The organism is Planococcus salinarum, assembly GCF_007004625.1.
Taxonomy (GTDB): Bacteria; Bacillota; Bacilli; order Bacillales_A; family Planococcaceae; genus Planococcus; species Planococcus salinarum.
Genome location: NZ_VIFV01000007.1, coordinates 70,812 through 88,881, shown reverse-complemented (window position 1 = coordinate 88,881; position 18,070 = coordinate 70,812). Strand labels below are relative to the sequence as shown.

At 49.7% G+C, this 18,070-nt stretch carries 18 protein-coding genes, 1 pseudogene and 1 riboswitch; of the genes and pseudogenes, 9 read left to right on the top strand and 10 right to left on the bottom strand.

Annotation, left to right across the window (positions count from 1 at the left end; genetic code table 11):
• The first annotated feature begins 115 nt into the window (after positions 1-115).
• Both DIJ65_RS06120 and DIJ65_RS06115 read left to right on the top strand, forming a co-directional pair.
• Positions 116-733: a DUF2238 domain-containing protein gene (locus tag DIJ65_RS06120; protein WP_117299961.1), complete on the top strand. Its 618-nt coding sequence runs from the start codon at positions 116-118 to the stop codon at positions 731-733.
• Positions 734-975: 242 nt separating this feature from the next.
• Entirely contained in the window at positions 976-1,422 is a 447-nt protein-coding gene (locus DIJ65_RS06115) for an SRPBCC family protein (RefSeq protein WP_071151926.1), read from the top strand.
• A 64-nt stretch (positions 1,423-1,486) separates the two neighbouring features.
• On the opposite strand, the gene DIJ65_RS06110 is transcribed toward DIJ65_RS06115, so the two are convergent.
• Positions 1,487-2,386: a sulfurtransferase gene (locus DIJ65_RS06110; protein WP_071151927.1), complete on the bottom strand. Its 900-nt coding sequence runs from the start codon at positions 2,384-2,386 to the stop codon at positions 1,487-1,489.
• Positions 2,387-2,669: 283 nt separating this feature from the next.
• Positions 2,670-3,134 carry an SRPBCC family protein gene (locus tag DIJ65_RS06105; RefSeq protein WP_071151928.1) on the bottom strand — a complete coding sequence of 155 codons (465 nt, stop codon included), beginning with the start codon at positions 3,132-3,134 and terminating at the stop codon, positions 2,670-2,672.
• Positions 3,135-3,620: 486 nt separating this feature from the next.
• Here DIJ65_RS06105 and DIJ65_RS06100 point away from each other — a divergent pair, with 486 nt between their 5' ends.
• Together DIJ65_RS06100 and DIJ65_RS06095 are read left to right on the top strand one after the other, a co-directional pair.
• Complete coding sequence (locus DIJ65_RS06100) at positions 3,621-4,097, top strand: GNAT family N-acetyltransferase (RefSeq protein ID WP_071151929.1); 477 nt, start codon at positions 3,621-3,623, stop codon at positions 4,095-4,097.
• A gap of 316 nt (positions 4,098-4,413) precedes the next feature.
• Positions 4,414-4,884 carry a DinB family protein gene (locus DIJ65_RS06095; protein WP_117299962.1) on the top strand — a complete coding sequence of 157 codons (471 nt, stop codon included), beginning with the start codon at positions 4,414-4,416 and terminating at the stop codon, positions 4,882-4,884.
• 170 nt (positions 4,885-5,054) lie between these two features.
• On the opposite strand, the gene DIJ65_RS06090 is transcribed toward DIJ65_RS06095, so the two are convergent.
• Positions 5,055-5,804 carry an SDR family NAD(P)-dependent oxidoreductase gene (locus DIJ65_RS06090; RefSeq protein ID WP_117299964.1) on the bottom strand — a complete coding sequence of 250 codons (750 nt, stop codon included), beginning with the start codon at positions 5,802-5,804 and terminating at the stop codon, positions 5,055-5,057.
• A 202-nt stretch (positions 5,805-6,006) separates the two neighbouring features.
• Entirely contained in the window at positions 6,007-7,326 is a 1,320-nt protein-coding gene (locus DIJ65_RS06085) for an acetamidase/formamidase family protein (protein ID WP_117299966.1), read from the bottom strand.
• A 339-nt stretch (positions 7,327-7,665) separates the two neighbouring features.
• Here DIJ65_RS06085 and DIJ65_RS06080 point away from each other — a divergent pair, with 339 nt between their 5' ends.
• Complete coding sequence (locus DIJ65_RS06080; RefSeq protein ID WP_117299968.1) at positions 7,666-8,550, top strand: proline iminopeptidase-family hydrolase; 885 nt, start codon at positions 7,666-7,668, stop codon at positions 8,548-8,550.
• Positions 8,551-8,752: 202 nt separating this feature from the next.
• Here the strand turns inward: DIJ65_RS06080 and DIJ65_RS06075 are convergent, their stop codons facing one another.
• Positions 8,753-9,124, bottom strand: a complete 372-nt coding sequence (locus DIJ65_RS06075) for a hypothetical protein (RefSeq protein WP_117299970.1) — start codon at positions 9,122-9,124, stop codon at positions 8,753-8,755.
• A gap of 255 nt (positions 9,125-9,379) precedes the next feature.
• Between DIJ65_RS06075 and DIJ65_RS06070 the strand changes: the two genes are divergently transcribed.
• On the top strand, positions 9,380-10,315 hold the full coding sequence (locus tag DIJ65_RS06070; RefSeq protein ID WP_185959499.1) for a nuclease-related domain-containing protein: 936 nt from the start codon (positions 9,380-9,382) through the stop codon (positions 10,313-10,315).
• Positions 10,316-10,573: 258 nt separating this feature from the next.
• Here the strand turns inward: DIJ65_RS06070 and DIJ65_RS06065 are convergent, their stop codons facing one another.
• Positions 10,574-11,749 (bottom strand): MFS transporter, encoded by a 1,176-nt coding sequence (locus DIJ65_RS06065; protein ID WP_071152471.1) that lies wholly within the window; start codon positions 11,747-11,749, stop codon positions 10,574-10,576.
• A 64-nt stretch (positions 11,750-11,813) separates the two neighbouring features.
• Positions 11,814-11,913, bottom strand: a riboswitch (purine riboswitch).
• 282 nt (positions 11,914-12,195) lie between these two features.
• Here DIJ65_RS06065 and DIJ65_RS06060 point away from each other — a divergent pair.
• On the top strand, positions 12,196-13,260 hold the full coding sequence (locus DIJ65_RS06060) for a saccharopine dehydrogenase family protein (protein WP_230321286.1): 1,065 nt from the start codon (positions 12,196-12,198) through the stop codon (positions 13,258-13,260).
• A 94-nt stretch (positions 13,261-13,354) separates the two neighbouring features.
• Here DIJ65_RS06060 and DIJ65_RS06055 read toward each other — a convergent pair.
• Positions 13,355-13,774 (bottom strand): annotated as a pseudogene (locus DIJ65_RS06055) (YjiH family protein); the annotation flags it as partial.
• A 40-nt stretch (positions 13,775-13,814) separates the two neighbouring features.
• Here DIJ65_RS06055 and DIJ65_RS06050 point away from each other — a divergent pair.
• Complete coding sequence (locus DIJ65_RS06050) at positions 13,815-14,621, top strand: hypothetical protein (protein WP_142836469.1); 807 nt, start codon at positions 13,815-13,817, stop codon at positions 14,619-14,621.
• Positions 14,622-14,822: 201 nt separating this feature from the next.
• Here the strand turns inward: DIJ65_RS06050 and DIJ65_RS06045 are convergent, their stop codons facing one another.
• Positions 14,823-16,316, bottom strand: a complete 1,494-nt coding sequence (locus DIJ65_RS06045) for a BCCT family transporter (protein ID WP_117299980.1) — start codon at positions 16,314-16,316, stop codon at positions 14,823-14,825.
• Positions 16,317-16,567: 251 nt separating this feature from the next.
• On the opposite strand from DIJ65_RS06045, the gene DIJ65_RS06040 reads away from it, so the two are divergent.
• The gene (locus tag DIJ65_RS06040) at positions 16,568-17,122 is read left to right on the top strand and encodes a plastocyanin/azurin family copper-binding protein (protein ID WP_117299982.1); all 555 of its coding nucleotides are present in this window, start codon (positions 16,568-16,570) and stop codon (positions 17,120-17,122) included.
• 217 nt (positions 17,123-17,339) lie between these two features.
• Here the strand turns inward: DIJ65_RS06040 and DIJ65_RS06035 are convergent, their stop codons facing one another.
• A complete protein-coding gene (locus DIJ65_RS06035; protein ID WP_117299984.1) occupies positions 17,340-17,609 on the bottom strand; it encodes a hypothetical protein in 270 nt (89 codons plus the stop codon).
• A 54-nt stretch (positions 17,610-17,663) separates the two neighbouring features.
• The gene (locus DIJ65_RS06030; protein ID WP_117299986.1) at positions 17,664-18,035 is read right to left on the bottom strand and encodes a hypothetical protein; all 372 of its coding nucleotides are present in this window, start codon (positions 18,033-18,035) and stop codon (positions 17,664-17,666) included.
• Positions 18,036-18,070 lie beyond the last annotated feature (35 nt).

Sequence of the window (18,070 nt, the reverse complement as noted above, 5' to 3'; positions counted from 1 at the left end):
TTCTTCACTAAAACATTCGCAGCATTGCGCACAAGGCGACAGGGGATTTTCGATATTTGTTGAATACATACAACAAGGGCAAGTGAATAACAGGCAGGCCGGAAGGGTGATGCTCATGAAATCCATGCAGAACAGGCGGGCGGTCGCAGTGGAGCGGATTGTCTATTGGTCCGTCCAGGCTTCTTTGCTGGCAGGTATCATTTACATGTACAGCCAGGACAACGGAACGAAAGTGTTCATGGGTTTTCTGACTGTTGCGGTCATGGCGGCCATCGCGCTTGTGCAAAGGCATTTACATTATCCGCTGCCATCCATTTTCGCAGGCATCGTCTATGTTTTTGTCTTTTTCTCAGTAGTCGTCGGAACATTCGGCGGGGGCTACCGGATTGATCACTTTGATGATTTTCTCCATATTTTTTCGGGCATCTGGATCGGCTACGCCAGCTGGATCATCCTGCGACGTCTGTTGCGCAACGGGGGAGCGCCACATCTTCCGGACGCCTTTATCGCACTGTACATGATCTGCTTTTCCCTGGCGGCAGCGGCTGTCTGGGAACTGCTGGAGTTTGCGGGCGATAAATTATTCAGTTTCACCGCACAGGGGCGCGATCCGGACGATACGATGATCGACATGATCATGGGATTGATCGGCGGCTCGATCACCGCCATTGCCATTGTGAAACTGAGGCACAAAGACAAGAGTGGAGAATTCCATAAGAAGGAGCAGAAGTGATGCGCCTCATCAATCCTCTTTCTATGCTACTGATGTTACCACAAAATTTTAAAGATATCAGAAAAGTCAGATTATTTAACCGAAACCTGTTATATTAATGAAAGATGAAAGTGGATTAGGCGAATAGAGTTTGGAATTTCAACCTTTTTTTCGGACAGCAACCATTGGAATCAACCGGGTACTTTTTTAAAAGGTCCCCTTGAAATGATGCAGAAAATTCAAGCCGAGAGGAGGATGCTGAAATGTGGAATTTGAAGAAAACAGTTTTCATCGACCGCAGGGTGGAGGAAGTCCACCGATTCGCAACGAATCCGAAGCTCTGGTACCAATGGTACGCTGGTTTATCCGAAGCGGAGAACCTGCTCGGAAAAGGAAAGAAAGGCACAAGCATGGATCTCAAGTATGCCTTTTTCGGAAGGTACCTGTCGCTGCACTTGCTTGTGCTGGAAAATGCGCCGGTGGATGACGGATACGTATGGCGCTGCCTGATCACAGGCGCTATTGATGCCGAACAAACCTGGCGCTATCTGCCGAAAGAAGAAGGCACGGAAATCCAAGTTGAAATGGATTATGAACTGCCGGGCAGCATTCTGGGGAAATTGGCCAATACACTTTATTTCAAAAAGCTGATGTCCAATTCCATGGAACAAACATTGCAGAACCTGAAAGATATCAGTGAAAACGATTGATGCCAAAAGGCCGGCTGAAATTCATGCGGATGAATTTCAGCCGGCCCTTTTTGTTCATTGAATACTAGCTGTTTTCACTTTTGACCACCGGACAGGAAGGATCGCTTGCCCATTCGTTCATCGAGCCATCGTAAACAGCGACATTTGGTTGTCCGAGCTTGTTCAGCAGCAGTGCGGTCCACGTTGCGGCAATGCCGCCCCCGCAATAGGTGATGACTTTCTTGTCCGGATCGAGTGCACCGATCTGTTCAAAAGAAGCACGCAATTTGCCGTCATCATAGAGTTCTTTTGTCTGTTCGTCCGCGTGGATGGCGAAAAAGACGTTCCGGCTGCTTGGGATATGTCCGGTACGCGGATCGGCTGACTGGTTTCCATGGAATTCTTCCGGTGACAGGCTGTCGATGAGAACGGTCTGTTCGTCTTCGATCGCTTTTTGGACGTCTTCTTTGGTCGCCAGCATTTCAGGGCGCTGCTTCCCGGTAAAAGCGGCTTTCGGAGGAATAACTTTCGCTTTTGATAATTCGCGGCCTTCCGCCTGCCATTTCTGCAGGCCGCCTTCCAAAATGGCAATCCTGCCGAATCCTTCATAGCGCATTTGCCAGGCGAGGCGTGACGCCCAGTAAGAAGCTGCAACGGTTTCGCCGACCAGTGCGTTCTGATCGTAAACGACGGTGTATGTGTCATCGCCGATTCCAAGCTCAGTCAGTTTTTCGATAAACAATCCGCGGGGCGGAACAGTGAAAGGCAGGGGGGAATCCGGATCCGATAATTCTCCGGCCAGATCGGCGTATACGGCGCCTGGGATATGTCCCTGTTCATATGAGGTTTTGCCGGATTCCACATTCGGCGGTCCGCCGCCTTCCGGGAATTTCATGAATACCGTCGCATCCACAATCCTCAGTTTCAGATCATCCAAGTGCTCAGCCAGCCAGCTGGTTGTAACGATTAAGGGAATTTCGTCCATTTTCAAACTCCTCCTTCATGTCTGTTTCTTTTACTTTACGCTTTCCGCGAAAGGCGAGTCAAAAATTTGGCGGATTTTTAGAATGTGCTGCGGGAACAGAGCGGGCCTGACGCCGCTCCCGTGGAATGCGTCCACCGGAAGCGCAAGGATTGAACCAGTGTAAGTATCCTGGAGGAGATGAAATAAAAAACAGCCGCTCTGCAGGAGGAGATCCTTCAGAGCGGCTGTTTTAAATTGATGATTGTGCGTTCATCGGCCGGTTTCAATTGGCTGGGTGTTCAACTCAATTCATGCTGTAGTTTTCGGATGTTTCACACACGGCCTTCAGGTTGTTCAAGGTTTGATCCATCGAATTGTCCATCAGTTTTTTCACGATGAGGTTATTTGCCACTTTCCCCAGCAGCTTGCCGGGCATTTCATAGTTCATGTCGATTGTGACATCCACACCTTTTCCTTCCGGAACATATGTCCAGCGCTGATCGGAGCTTATCGCACCTTTAATGGTGCCGTTCCAGAAATAATTCTTCCCATCCTGCCCTGTTTCGACCACTTTGACGGTAATCGGCAGATGCATGCCCAGCATCGTGTATTTCATGTCCAGCGTTGTGCCGCTTTCGCCGGTGCCGACTAAATTCTCGGGCTCGGAAAGGCCGACATACCACTGGAACCAGCGAGTCGGGTCGATGGCGTAACGATAAACCTCGTCAATCGGCCGGTCGATGAAAATGCTTTTCTTGATGTTCCACATACTCTGTTCCTCCTTAATGGGTGAACGCATAGCTCGTGTTCCGGGGGCGGGAGGGTGACTGTCGAATAAGCTTTCTCTGGTTTTTTTCTCCAGCCGACGACATTCAGCAGGACAATCATCAATTTTTTCAAGCGCAGCAAACGGCCGCATCTGAACAATCAGAACCAGTATAGCTGAAATAAATATTACTGATTCCTGTTTCCGCACCCTATTATAACGGATTATTATTCGAATATCAATTAATTAACGAAAAATTCAGATTATTTTACTTGGGAGTTAATGGACACGATGGCACCCGGCCAGTGCCGGAGGATTTTTACATAAGAGCATACAGTTTGATTGGATATATATGTTAAAATGTATAGGGTAAGGTGATGGAATGTACGAACGCCGACCGACCAAACCAGTTCGATCAGAACGGCTTTGCGGCAACGGTGGTGAATAAGGTACTATATGAATGAAATCATTTGTGAGGGGTAAGAAATTATGGAGATAGTTATTCGAAGTGCCGCACAAAACGACTATGATTTATTGCTGCCTTTATTCCGGCAGGTTCATGAATTTCATGTCTCGGTAAGGCCCGATTTGTACAAAGAGAATACCGCGCCAGTGGAACGCGGTTTTTTTGAAAGCCAGCTGGCTGATGAGAAGCAGCATGTATTTGTGGCTGCCGAAGGGGATGAGCTGGTCGGTTTTGTCGTGACGCAGCAAGAAGCGATAACGGAAAATTCGTTTGTGAACGCAAGGAAAGTGTTGGTTATAAACAGTTTATGCGTTGCAGAAGCACACAGGAAGAAAGGGATCGGCGTCCAACTGATGCACCATGTTTTTGATTTGGGCCGTCGCCTCCAAGTGAACAGCATTGAACTGGGAGTATCCGAGGAGAATGCGGCCGCCATTGAATTTTACAAATCCCTTGGTATGACCACGAAGAGCAGAAGAATGGAGATCCCACTGGAATAAAATATGCTTTAGCAGAACAGGGAGGCCGGATGTCGACTTCCGCGCGCATTAGTCTGCTTTTGTGCCGCGATAAAAAGCGCCTTTATCTTGTTGGCAATGATGCATAAAATTATCTCCAATCAGTTGCCCTTTCCCCTCTGGGAGCAGTTCAATATTTTGTATGCTTCTGACGCGATGTGTAAAATGAAAATCACATTACAGTGGACAAGGAAGAAAACGAAGGAGAGGCGATGTAACGACAGGCAAGACGATCGGGAAGATTGCGTTGGAGGGGCCGTTCGAATAAAACAGGCGAAAAAACTCGAGGAGGAATATCATGAATCAGCAATTTTTTAAAAAGGGTCTCCATGGAGAAGGAGTAAACGTCGATACAGCGACGGTTTTTGATGGAATGGACTGGGAACAGGCAGGGAACAAATCCGGGGACTTCCCGCATACGGTTTGGGAGTTGTTGTTCCATATGAATTATTGGCAGGATTTCATGTTGGATCTTTTAAAAGGTGAAACGCCGAAAAGCCAGAATCCCGATGAACAATCCTGGCCGGCTTCCCGGGTGCCGGAAAGCGAAGACCAATGGGATTCGGCTATTGCGTATTTTCTGAAAGGTTTGCAGGAAGCCGAACAGGAAGCGGGGAAAGACTTATCGGAACAAGTGGTTGCCGGCCGGGAAGATACCCGCACCGACTATCTGCAGACAATCGTACTGCACAATACGTATCATGCAGGGCAAGTGGTCTTTGCACGGAAAATTACGGGAGACTGGCCTCCGGCTGGTGAAGAAACCTGATGAAAAGAGCTCGGGGATATGAATGATAGAAGATGGTCCGCGGATATGACTTTTACATGATCAAAATTCCAGGAGCAGTGTCCCCGCAGCGAAATTTTTCTGTTTGCTCGAATGAGACAAATAAGCGGTAGAAAAGCCATGTCCGGAACCTTTCCGGGCATGGCTTTTGCTTATTTCGTATTCGTAAAGCCGCCATCAATGCGGATGGTGTCGCCGTTGATGTACTGGGCGTTTGACGTCAGCAGGAATGCGACGAGCTCTGCGACTTCTTCCGGCGTGCCGAGGCGTTTCTGCGGAATGCCCGCTTCGGCGCTCGCTTTCATGTCCGGATTGTCGTCGAAGAATTTTTTGACCATCGGCGTTTCCGTAGGTCCCGGTGCAATGGCGTTGACCCGGAGGCCGTCTTTTGCGTATTCAGCAACCAGGCTCTTCGTCATGCCGACGATGCCGTGTTTTGTGGCACCGTACGTGACGACGGATGCCTGGCCGATAACTCCGGCGCTGGAAGCGGTATTGACGATGGAACCGCCGCCGTTTTTCAGCATCGCTTCTGCCACATAGCGCAAACCATAAAGCGCGCCGAGCAGGTTGATGCCGACAATCTGGTCGATTTCCTTGATATCCGTTTCGAGGAAATTTTTGCCGCTGCCGGAAATGCCGGCATTGTTGAAGAAATAGTCAATCGTGCCGAAATGCTCAAGCGTTTTATCGACGTAGTTTTTCACTTCATCCGCTTTGGAGACATCGGCTTTGATGAAGATGGCATCGACGCCTTTTTCCTTCAGTTTGTCGACCGTTTCGTTGCCGCTTTCTTCACTGATATCGACCACCGAGATGTTGATGCCTTCGTCCGCGAGGCGCAGTGCCGCTGATTGTCCCAGTCCGCTGCCGCCGCCTGTGATAATTGCTGTTTTGCTCATTCGATTTTCCTCCTCTGATTATATGCTGCATTCCAAAAATGCGTTCTTTAGTCGATTCCCGAAAACGAGGAGGGTTAATCAGGAGAAGGGGAATTCATGCAGCCGGGTGGTGAAGGGGATCGGCACATGCGGGAACTTACAGGAAAATGAAATCAACCAAACACAAACCGCGCTTCCGTTTCGGGAAGCGCGGTTCTTTTCATTAACCGTATTGGGTTTTTACCAGTTCGAACAAATCGGTTTTTCGCAAATACTGTTCGGGTGCCAGGAACGTCACGGTGACGATGCCCGGGTGGCGGCCGATTTCGATCGCGCCGGTGATTGTCGAGCGGTTCATGATTTCCGGAACGGTGACACCGAAAAAGTCAGCAGCGCGTTTCAAGCCGTTTTCTGTTGCGTCATTCAGATTCGGACCGGAGCCGATAAAGGACACCGGATAGGATTCCTCGATTTTATTGACGTTCCAGTTGTCCGCAATGTGTTGGGCGGATTGCTTTTCTTCCGCTGTGAACGGTTTTGCCGTATAAGGCAGGTCGTCCACGTTCGGCAGCAGGATCGGGCCTTTGATGTTCATCCCTTTCAGCACATGGACCTGGAGGTGTGTGATGCCCGAAACGTCAGTCGTGTGGCCGGCAATTTCGCCGTCGCCCTGCATGGCGTGCATATCGCCGAGGTAGACGCCGCCGCCGGCAACTTTCACCGGACAAATCAGCACAGCACCGGCACGCACCCGGTTGACATCCAAATGGCCATCGGTCCGGTGCGTCTCCAGTTCTTCCTGCGTGGCCGCGTAATCATGCGGTGCGCCGACCAGGAACGAGCCGAAATCGCCGGCATTGTGGGAATCGGGGGTGGCGCGTGACGGCGTCGTCCCCAATTGGCCAAGGAAAGGCCGCATGCGCGCCATCGTGCCGACCAAATCGTGCGGCGCAAACGTCACCACCGGATTCTGTACGGACGCTTCGGGTGTTTTCATATAAAACCGCCCGGCTTCGGCAATGGTTTCAGCTGCTTCTTTCGGCAGGGTCAGGCCGACATCGCCTTTTTCGCCGAAGAAAATGGTGTAGCCATTCGTGAAGACGAAGGGCGTGGCGTCGGCTCCGCAGTTCGCACAGCGAATCGCTTCCATGCCAATGCCTTTGATGACGGTTTCCGGATGCTTGGTTCCGCATTCGGGGCATTTCGCTGCCACGTACCCGTCGCCGTCTGCACGGTCTTCAATCATTTTATCGTTGCCGGAGGCGGTGGCGTGCGACGTCACCGTAATGGACTCGATCCGGATGGCAATGGCGTCTCCCGGTTCCGCCCCTTCCACATACACCGGCTTCGTCACTTCATGGCCGCCGATGATGCTGGGCGTGATCATCGGTCCCCAGCATCCCGGAGCCGAATTGGCGATAATCGTGCCGCCGTCCTTCACCGGCCCCAGCATTTCTTTTTCAGGATCCAAAATACCGTCTACGAAATGATTCACGAACAATGTCTCAACCGCTGTTTTATTCACATTTATCCTCCTCTTCATTTTAAATATTCTGACTTATTCCATTATAGTAGGTGGGTGCTCGTATTCACAATTGGAAAGGCTGGAAAAGGGGAAGGAATAAATGCGGGTGTCAGCTGGCAATTTGGAACGGTGAGGGAAATCATGCTGTATGTGAGCTAAAAATTTTTATACGTGAGGTAAACGGTTCTATACGTGAGGTAAAATATTTTATACAGCAGGTGAAACGGATTATAGGGGAGATGGATTGGCAGCCGAGTGAATCCATCCAAGCCCGGACGGTTTTCTTGAAAAAAAGGGATTTTAATACAGGTACAGAAAGGGTATGGAACAGGTATAAAGAAAAGGAGTTGGAGATAAATGGAAGATGTAAAAGTAGGGCATATCGAAGTGACAGGCGGCAATGTCTGGTACCGGATCACCGGAAAAGGTCCCGGCATCCCGCTGCTCATATTGCACGGAGGGCCCGGATCGAAAAGCAGCGAAAGCGATCCGCTGCGGCAACTCGGAACGGACCGTCCGGTAATTCAGTATGACCAGCTGGGGAGCGGCAAGTCGGATCGTCCGACAGATACGTCGCTTTGGACGGTCGAGCGATTTGTTGAAGAGTTGGAGCAAGTCATCGATGCGCTGGACCTGAAGGAAGTCCATATTCTGGGCCATTCCTGGGGAACGGTGCTCGCAGCGTCGTACTTGCTCAAGAAACCAGGCGGCGTCCGCAGCGTCATTTTTTCAGGGCCGGCTTTGGATGCGCAGCGCTGGGAGCAGGACCAGCGCAAGTATCTGAAGCAATTCCCGCAGGACATCCAGGAGACGATTGAACGGAGTGAACGGGAAGGAACGACCGATTCCGAAGAGTACCAGGAGGCGATGATGGCCTATTACAAACGCCATATGTGCCGCGTCGATCCATGGCCGGAAGAGCTGGTGGAAGACATGAAGCAAATGAACCAGCAGGTTTACAACTACATGTGGGGCGCATCCGAATTCACCGTCACCGGCACATTAAAAGACTTCGATGTGACCGGGCGTTTGCCGGAAATTGACATTCCGGCGCTGTTCTCCTGCGGACGTTTCGACGAAGCCACACCGGAGGCGACGGAATATTACGCGAGCCTCGCGCCGGATGCGGAATTCCATGTATTCGAAGAGAGTTCCCACATGCCGGGGATCGAAGAACCTGAAGCCTATGTGGAAATGGTGCGTGAGTGGGTGAACCGGCAGGAGATGAAGCCGGGGGCTTAGGAAGGAATTTATTCAGCAGATGCAAAGGAGCGTTATGCAAGTTCCAACGCTTATAATAATCATACGGAGTTTAGCAGGGCGACCAGGGCAGTGGTTGGTCCTGCTATTTTTTGTGGTCGGGTTGAAGTGGAATTTCATTGTCAATAAAAAAAGCAATGCCGCAGCATCGCACCGTCTGTCTATCTATTACTAGCTGTTACAGTCAGCGAACATCTATCCCGATAACCACTTCCTGCAGCTCCAAAATTTCACCCAACAATTCGACATCCGCGTCTCCGCTCGCTACCGCTGTGTCATTTACACGCTGCAACAGTTTGTCCAATTGGCCCTGAACCTCAAGATATTCGTCAAGCGACAAAGAACCTTTGCTGGCGACATGCTGTTCGAGCTGGTCCAATTCTGCCAACACCTGGGCGTGGTCCGGACCGAGCCGTTCAATCACTTCCTGCCCCGGCGCATATTTCTTATCGACGGCCGCGGTCTCCTGGGGAAATAGTTTGGGTTCAAAACCTGTCATGAATACCAGTCCAAAAGTGAGTGCCGAAAGTGAAATGTTCTGAGCGGAAATTTTCAAATGATTTTCCTCCTCCGAATTGGTTTGCCTTCACGTACAGGGTAACCGATTTTAGTCTCTCCGTGACCCCTTTGGCGGAAGTCTTCACCAACTCTTAACAAAATTTACAGTAGTTCTGTTGGATGAAAAATTTATAAGGCACTTACTGGGAATATGTTACTATTAAAGCGTGAAATTACTCCATTCACATTGAGCAAAAGGTTTGAATTTTACATTTTGAAGGGGGTGCAAGGCATAAGAACAGAGCTGGATTTATTGCCTAAAACGTTAGCGCTTGAGTGTTTATTGAAACGGATTCCTTACAACCATCGCCAGCGAGAATACCTTGAAAATCAGTTGCACCGGGTGACTGCCGGAATACGCGGCGAAGGGAAGATGGTCCGAAAGTTTAAGGAATTCTCTTTCGAAGAGAATTATGTGCCGGTGTGGAATCTGGAGATGAAATTGAACGAATGGGCGGTGCAGATTGATGGGCTGCTGCTGACCGAGCGCTGCGCCATTGTGCTGGATTCCAAATATGTCAGCGGTGAAATCCACTATGACGCGGTGAACGAGGAGTACTATAAGAAAGCCGTGCCAGGCGGCGAAATGCAGAATCTGGACAATCCGGTGTTTCAGCTGAACAAGCACATCCGTTTCATAGAAAAATGGTTTGCGCTGCACCGCATCAATTTGCCCGTTGCCGGGTTGCTCGTCTTTACCGCGAACTCATGCGTGTTCCGCGCCAAGCCTGCCGGCGCATTGAGCTGCAAAACATACCAGATGAACGAATATCTTCACCGAATTCTTCGGGACAGTCCCCTAACCGCTGTTTCTCATCCGCTCGCGGACATTGAGAAACTGATTGCGGCCAACCAGGTCCCCTTTAAAAAATCCCCCCTGATTGAGTTTTACAGAATTGACCTTCGTGATTTAAAAACCGGAGTCTATTGCAATAAATGCGAGACCCACCGCATGCAGCGCATAAAGAAATCCTGGATTTGCGAGGCTTGCGGCCACAAAGATGCCGCTGCCGACCATTTGGCGGTGCAGGAATATTTTTCATTGATTGACAGGGAATTGACGAATAGAAAGTTTCGGGCGTTTAGTGGAGTGGATGGACCGGCAGCAGTGTGGCGTATATTGGCAAAGTACGACCTCGAGGTGACGGGAGAACGGAAGACGCGTGTCTATAGAGTGAAAAAGCGCTGATCAGGTGATGGCTGTTTTTTGGTAAATTGGAAGAATCGACGATAAACCGTTGGAAATCGACGATAAACGACAAAAAATCGACGATAAACCCCAAAAAACCGACGATAAACCATCAAAAACCGACGATAAACCCAAAACCCACCATCCACCTCTCACCACCAACCCAAAGAAGGAAGCTTTTCGCAGGCGAAAAGCCTTTTAGTAAGTTCAAAACACAAAAAAGAAGGCCGCGAAATTTTTCGCGGCCCTCTTTTTAATTTACATGCTTTCAATTTCCTTTTCATTTCTTTTAACCGCCGGCCGTGTCAACGAAAAGACGGCAAAGCCGAGCGCGCCCAATACAATCACAGCGCCGACCCAGGCCGTGCTGGTTACCTCGCCGGTTTGGGCGAGCGTGAAGCCGCCGATCGCAGAACCCAGCGCAATGCCGACCTGCAGCGCGGAGTTATTGAAACTCTGCTGGATGTCGGAAGTGGTGGGATCGGTTTCGATCAGATAGCTTTGCTGCGGCGGGGCGAGCGCCCAGCTGAGCGCTGCCCAAACGACCATCACCGGCATGAAGATCACGAGTGAAAATGTAGTGAACGGCAGAAGGAACAGCGAGACCGCAAACGCGGAAATCACGATCAGGATGCTTTTCTTCGAGCCGATCGAATCGGACATGGTGCCGCCGATTGCGCCGCCGCTTACTGCTGCCAGGCCGAATACAAGATAAGAGACGCTGACCCAGAACGGGTTCAAGTTCATTGTCGTCTCTAGAAACGGCGTGAAGTAGGCGTAGACTGTATAGTGGCCCGCCAGCATGAACATCGTTGCCAGGTGAGCGGTGCCGATTTTCGCGCTGGCCACGGCTTTAAGCTGCTGTTTCAGCGGAATGGCGGTGCTGCCCGGAATCGGCTGGATGAACAGCGCGATGAGCGCCATCGAGCCGAGCGACAAGGCGGCGATGCCAAGGAAAATGACGCGCCAGCCGAATGCATCCGAAATGAGAATGCCGAGCGGAACGCCGAGAACGAGCGATGAAGAGACGCCCATGAAAATGAGGCCGATCGCTTTTGCCCGGTAAGCCGGCTCAACAATTTTCGCAGCGATGGTCAGCGACAGCACCACAATCAGCGCCGTGCTTGCAGCTGTGATGATTCGCGCAATCACCATCCAGGTGAAATCCGGACTGAAATACGTCATGACATTGCCGAGGAAAAAGATGAACAGGGAAATCAGATAAACTTTCTTACGCTCGAAGCGGCTGGTGGCCACCAACAGTACCGGACCGGCGATTGCATAGATTAACGCGAATAAAGTAATCAATTGGCCGGCGGAACTCAACGACACATTGAATTCGGCGGCGATGGTCGGCAGGATCCCTCCGACAATCAGTTCCACGAGTCCGACTGCGACCGTCGATAAAGCTAAAATGTACACTTTCAAATTCATAGTAAATGCGCTTCCTTTCGAATAAAAAATAAGTCAGAAAATAAAAAAAATCCTGATTACAGAAAACGAAAAGATCGTTTTCTGTAATCAGGATTTTGCGGTTCCTGGTAGAGACCCTTAAGCCGTATTCTTAAGGTTATACAGAGAGTATGGGTGGTGCAGTTGTTCACTTTGAAAATCTTACTACATAAAAAAACTTTCTGCAAGCCGATGGAAAACAAGTCTCCAAGGAATAAACATTGTCGAATTTAAAAGAATCGCTGATAAAGGTGAAAAAATCGCTGATAAACTCAAAATAATCGCTGATAAACGTCCGGAAATCGCTGATAAACCCCAAGAAATCGCTGATAAAACGATACAGCACCTGCTCGTAAGATTTGAACGCTTTCCTGACAAGAGGTATGCTTTTAGAAACCTTAACTATACAAGAAAAGGAAGTGGAGCGCGTGCAGAAGAAATGGCTGATTTATGGAGCTTACGGCTATACAGGTGAATTGATCGCCAGGGAAGCGAAGAAACGCGGCATGAACCCTGTGCTTGGCGGACGAAACCTCGAGATGATCAATTATCTGGCCAAGGAATTGGAATTGGAAGCGAGGGTATTTCCGGTGGGGCCGTCTGCGGCTGAAAACCTTTCCGACATTGGCCTTGTCCTGCATTGCGCCGGCCCGTTCCAGAAAACGAGCGCACCGATGATCAAGGCATGCCTGGAAGCGGGTGCCGATTATTTGGATATCACCGGGGAGATTCCCGTGTTCGAGCACAGTTTCGCGCAGAATGCAGCGGCAAAAGAAGCCGGCATCACCATTTGTTCGGGTGTTGGCTTTGATGTCATACCGACAGACTGCACGGCGCGCAAGCTGAAAGAACTGATGCCGGATGCAACGAACCTGGCGCTCGGCTTTGATTCCGACTCCGGCATTTCGCCCGGCACGTACAAAACAATGATTGAAGGCATGGGTTCCGGCAGTGCGGAGCGCCGTGACGGCCAACTGGTGCCGGTGCCGATCGGAAGCCAGCGCCGCAAGATCGATTTCGGCCGCGGAACCCGCACGGCGATCGGGATTCCGTGGGGCGATGTGTCGACTGCTTTCCATACGACGGGCATCCCGAATATCTCCACCTGGATTCCCATGAAACGGTCGCGCATCATCGGTGCCCGGCTGTTCAGCCCGGCCGGCTCTTTGCTTGCTAAGCCGGTTATTCAGAAACGCTTGAAGAAATGGGTCAGCCTGCGGGTAAAGGGACCGGACGAGAAATTGCGTGCCGGGGCACCCGCGTATATTTGGGGAGAAGCCCGCAATGCGGAGGGTGTCACAACCACCGTCCGGATCCAGTCAGCGAATGTCTACGATTTGACGGTCTATGGAGCACTGGAAGTTGTCAGCCGCTTGTTGGAAGGCGACTATCCATCCGGCAGCTTTACACCGGCCACGTTGTTCGGAGCGGATTTGATTGAAGCTTTGCCGGGCTCCGGAAAGTTCGAAGTGGAGACGGTTTATCCAGTCTAGAACTTTATTGTTTATTGAAAAAAGCTGGCCACAGGCTAAAAAGATAAAAAACCACTTCCAGGAAAAAGTTCCTGGAAGTGGTTTTTTGATTTTATTAAACAAATAAATGACCGAATATCACAAGGATCGGCAACGTGATAATTGTCCGCAGAACAAAGATCAAAGCCAGTTCCCAGATTTTCACCGGGATATTCGAACGGAGGATCAAGAGGCCGATCTCCGACATATAGATGATTTGTGCCAATGATACACCGGCCAGAACGAAACGGGTGAGTTCGCTTTCGATGCCGCTGCCGAGCACAGCAGGCAGGAACATGTCAGCGAAACCGACCAGGAATGTTGGCGCAGCTTCAGCAGCTTCGGGCAAGCCGAGCAGCGTCAGTACCGGGATTAACGGATAGGAAATGATTTTGAAAATCGGTGTGTATTCCGCAATAACAAGTGCAATCGTTCCAAGTGCCATAACCAGCGGAATCAATGCCAGCCAAATATCCAGCACCGTTTCGATGCCGAGGTATTTGATCGGCCCCCGTTTTTTTGATCTGTACCTGACCTTGCTGAAAATCATCATTCCGATTGTTCTGACCGTTGTGCTGGTGGTGCTGATCATTACAACCATTTTCTCGGGTGCGGGCAATGCCTCTGTAATCAGCGTCATGGCCGGTCTCTTTGCGGACGCAATTGCAGCTGCTATCGACGTGGTAGTCGGTGTCTTTTTCTGGGTGACCCTCGTATTCGTGATAATCGAGTGGGTCGACCGTTCAAATCGCGCGGCGGGAAAAGAGCCCCTGGTGTTGCCTGAAAGGGATTGGACGCCGGATGATTTGAAAGACAGCGAAAGCTTTATGCCGAAGAAAAGAACGATTCCGCGAAGCGAGCCGGCATTTGACCTGATTTGGACCGCCATTTGGGTGTCGGTCTACTTTAACGCCGATAATCTGGTGGGAATCTACGAGGGGGGAGCGAATGGGCTGGCAATGGTGACGCCGGCTTTCAACCAAAGCATTCTGCTGTCCTATTGGCCGCTCGTGGTGCTCGTCGTCATCCTGCAGGTGCTGATGGATTTGTGGAAATGGATCCGGAGACGGTGGGATATGCGGCTTGCCACCTTCAATCTGGTTGTCAATGCGCTGTCTGTGCTGGCTTTTTTCCTGATTTTCACGAACCCGAATATTTTCGTCGAAGGATTTCTCACCCGGCTGGAAGACCTGTTCGGATCTTTGGGGTCGCTGAACTGGATTGTCGGCGGCATCCTGTTTATGGTCGCATTGTTCGCGTTGATCGATACTGTCCAGGGATTCTGGAAAGCTGCGGCAGGAAAAGAGGCGCCGATGAAAGGGGGGGAAGCGCGAAAAGGATGAGGGATGTTGCGATTATCGGAATTCTATCCTTCAGAAAGTCTGTTGCTCCGTTACTCCTGAATGATTTAGAACCGGGGGGGAATGGAGCTTCTTCGTTTGTAAAAGTATTGGAAAATAAAAAAACGTCCGCGAAGTGCCCAGGCACTTTTACGGAGGTTTTTTTGTTGTGGTTTGTGTGTTCATCTGCACCAACTCCAGATTTCACCCTTCTCGTTTTTTATCCCTTTTCAGGCCTTTGATGAGTGAAAAGGCCAGAATCACAATGATGATGGAAAACGGCAGCGCGGCAATGATTGCGACGGACTGCAGCGCCTGAAGTCCGCCGCTCAGGAGAAGCGAGGCGGCAGTGGCGGCAATCAGAATGCCCCAGGCCAACCGGACAGCTTTTGATGGGCGGATGGCGCCGCTCGACGTCAATGTACTGAGCACATAGCTGGCCGAGTCTGCTGAGGTAATGAAGAAAATTGCAATCAGCAGTAAAGCCATAATGCTCAATATGAATCCGCCGGGCAGGTTCTGGAGCATTAAGAACAGCGCCAGCTCCTGGTTTTCCGTGGTAGGTCCGGCAATATCGGCAACACCGTTGATCTGCATGTCAATCGCTGTGCCACCGAAAACTGTAAACCACAAAATGCCAAGAAAGGAAGGGACGGCGAGTACCCCAATGATAAACTCCTGGATGGTCCGGCCGCGGGACACCCGGGCGATGAAGGTCCCGACATAAGGTGCCCATGAAATGGCCCATGCCCAGAAAAAGATGGTCCATTCGCCGAACCAGCCTTCATCGGAATATGGCGCCAGCGTCAGACTAAGTTCGAGGTAATTGCCCAAATAACCGCCAACTGCCGTTATGAAATTTTCAAAAAGGAGTGCAGTCGGCCCCAGGATAATGACGGCGAGCAATAACAGGCCGGCGATGGCCAGGTTGATCATGCTTAAATACCGGATGCCTTTGTTGACACCGGATAATGCAGAAATCATAAACAGTACTGAGATGACTGCAAGGATGATCAATTGGGTGGCCGTTGTATTCGGCACAGGGAACACTTCAGACATACCGCCGCTGACCTGCAATGCGCTCAAACCGAAAGTGGTGGCAATACCGATGGCTGTTGTGATAACCGCAACAATGTTGATTAATTTTCCGGCGAATCCGTCAACACGGTCGCCGATGAGTGGATGGAAAGACTGGCTGAGAAGAATCGGGCGCCCTTCCCGAAATTTGCTGAAAGCGATGGCCAGTCCCACAACGGAATATACCGCCCAAGGCTGAAGCGCCCAGTGGAAAGCGCTATATTGCAGGGAAGTTCTTAGCGCTTCCCTTGTTTCGGCTTCTGTTCCAGGTGGCGGATTGATGTAATGGAGAATCGGTTCGGCCGTTCCATAAAACACCAGTCCAACGCCCATGCCCGCTGCAAAAATCAAACCGATCCATGTATAAAACGAATACTCGGGTTTCTCATCCGGTTTGCCGAGGCGCATTTTCCGATAAGGTCCGAATCCAAGGAAGAGCGCCATGAAGACGAAAAATGTCATTACCAGCATGTAAAACCAACTGAAGCTTTTTTTGACCCACGACAGCGTGGCGTTGCTCCATTGCTGGAGTGTTTCTGGCATAAAAACGCCTGCAAGCACCAGGGCAATGACTATGGTGAATGAAACGAAGAATACAACGCCAACTTGCTTCTTTTGCATAAAATTACTCCTTTGTCAAAAAGGTATCAAGGGGTGTTTTCCACCTTAAATAAGAGTTAAACAAAATCAGGAATTTACGATTGGTCGATTACAGCTGAAATACAATGGGTGCCAAGAAGCGAACTTCCACGCTTCGTCGCTTTTATATCCATATTTCTTTGTGGCAACTTCCTCCATTGTTCGCCATAACTGATCTAAATCCCTCCTTCTTGCGTTTTAAGTAATAAGAGCGATAAGGAGGAGGAGTTATTATGAATAAAAAGTTAGGGCTGATACTTGCAGGTGGTGCATTGATTTTAGCAGCATGCGGAGACGACGGCCAGCAAACAAGTGAAGATCAGAATGCCGCTGCCGAAGAAACGGAAGTTGTAGAACAAGAAGAGAAAACCGAAGAAGCATCAGGTGAAGAAGCGGCAGAAGAAAGCGAAGAAGCAGAAGGAACAGAAGAAACCGAAAAAGCATCAGGTGAAGAAAGCGAAGAAGCAGAAGAAGCGGAAGAGTCCGTTGAAGTTCCGGAGGAAGAGCAAGCTCCAGAAGCAATGAGCGGAGAGGCTTCGGAACTGTTATCGAAAGGCGATACCACAAGCTTTGTATTCAATGAAACAGGGGAGTTCTCCATTTTTTGTGAACCACACCCAGTGATGAAAATGACGGTTATCGTTGAAGAAGGAGCTGAACAATCAGGAGAAGTGGAACTGGATATTGCCGATTATGAATTCAGTGAAGAAACAATCGTGGTTGCACCGGGCACGACGATTACCTGGACAAATCAGGATCTGGCGCAGCACAATGTGGCTTTTGACTAAAGAAGTGTTAACTTAAGTTCCATGTGTTAATTCGGCAGTGAAACACAAATGAAAAAAGCCTTTCAAAAATAAGAAGGCCGTTCGGATTGAACAACCTTGAATGATGCACACTTTTTTATAAAGTGGCACATTCGGGGTTTTTTAGTTGGGTTCCTTTTCTACGTGTAAATCCGGACTTTTGTGTGCGGTTTCCAGTTTCAAAGAATTATGGCCTGTCTCATCGTTTTTTATCAGCATTGAACTTTTTCACAAACTTTTCATGATTCTTCTTATTGATATAGCTCCAGATCAAGTAGATAATAACTGCTGTCCCAATGACGAGGAGGGAGGATCTGAAAATGAAATCGAAATCCATCTCACTGATGGTTCGATTCACTCCGGCCTGGTTTTTCACCCCATACGTGGATCCCTGGTAGTCCCAAAAAACAAAAGAGAGCATCAGCCCAAGCAGCAATCCACCAGTTACGGAAAGCAGAATTTTCTTCATTTCAAATTCCTTCTGAATACTTATTGGATATATTCCCATTCAATCCGGACAGTTCTATTTTTCCAGGACGATAATTTTTTCTGATATGGCATGAACATTGCCTTCCTCTTCTTCGAATTTCCAAACAGCCACTTTATAGCCTTTCTTCAGTTTTCCGTCGAATGTGGTGGAATTCGAATAAAACGTGTGCATGTTAAAACCAATGTCTTGGCGATCCAATTCCATTGCTTCTTGTTTGGTGACGCCGCTTTTCACAAAAATCACCTGTTCTTCTTCCAAAACATCCACAATGTAGCCGATTGCCGCTGGTTCGTCAGAAAAGATCTCGGTTGCAGGGTACGGCCCGATTTGCGGGGTTTCCGCTTCAGAGCAACCTGTGAGTATGAATGCCGTTGCGATAAACGATATAAACAGAAACTTTCTCAAATGATCCCTCCATTTTTTTACTGCCATATATATGA

Excerpts from the sequence above, each read along its gene's own strand:
- DIJ65_RS06065 (WP_071152471.1), bottom strand. The coding sequence starts at position 11,749 with ATGAATTTGAAAGTGTACATTTTAGCTTTATCGACGGTCGCAGTCGGA.
- DIJ65_RS06100 (WP_071151929.1), top strand. The coding sequence starts at position 3,621 with ATGGAGATAGTTATTCGAAGTGCCGCACAAAACGACTATGATTTATTG.
- DIJ65_RS06080 (WP_117299968.1), top strand. The coding sequence starts at position 7,666 with ATGGAAGATGTAAAAGTAGGGCATATCGAAGTGACAGGCGGCAATGTC.
- DIJ65_RS06110 (WP_071151927.1), bottom strand. The coding sequence starts at position 2,386 with ATGGACGAAATTCCCTTAATCGTTACAACCAGCTGGCTGGCTGAGCAC.
- DIJ65_RS06120 (WP_117299961.1), top strand. The coding sequence starts at position 116 with ATGAAATCCATGCAGAACAGGCGGGCGGTCGCAGTGGAGCGGATTGTC.
- DIJ65_RS06090 (WP_117299964.1), bottom strand. The coding sequence starts at position 5,804 with ATGAGCAAAACAGCAATTATCACAGGCGGCGGCAGCGGACTGGGACAA.
- DIJ65_RS06040 (WP_117299982.1), top strand. The coding sequence starts at position 16,568 with ATGAATAAAAAGTTAGGGCTGATACTTGCAGGTGGTGCATTGATTTTA.
- DIJ65_RS06095 (WP_117299962.1), top strand. The coding sequence starts at position 4,414 with ATGAATCAGCAATTTTTTAAAAAGGGTCTCCATGGAGAAGGAGTAAAC.
- DIJ65_RS06045 (WP_117299980.1), bottom strand. The coding sequence starts at position 16,316 with ATGCAAAAGAAGCAAGTTGGCGTTGTATTCTTCGTTTCATTCACCATA.
- DIJ65_RS06105 (WP_071151928.1), bottom strand. The coding sequence starts at position 3,134 with ATGTGGAACATCAAGAAAAGCATTTTCATCGACCGGCCGATTGACGAG.
- DIJ65_RS06035 (WP_117299984.1), bottom strand. The coding sequence starts at position 17,609 with ATGAAGAAAATTCTGCTTTCCGTAACTGGTGGATTGCTGCTTGGGCTG.
- DIJ65_RS06115 (WP_071151926.1), top strand. The coding sequence starts at position 976 with ATGTGGAATTTGAAGAAAACAGTTTTCATCGACCGCAGGGTGGAGGAA.
- DIJ65_RS06085 (WP_117299966.1), bottom strand. The coding sequence starts at position 7,326 with ATGAAGAGGAGGATAAATGTGAATAAAACAGCGGTTGAGACATTGTTC.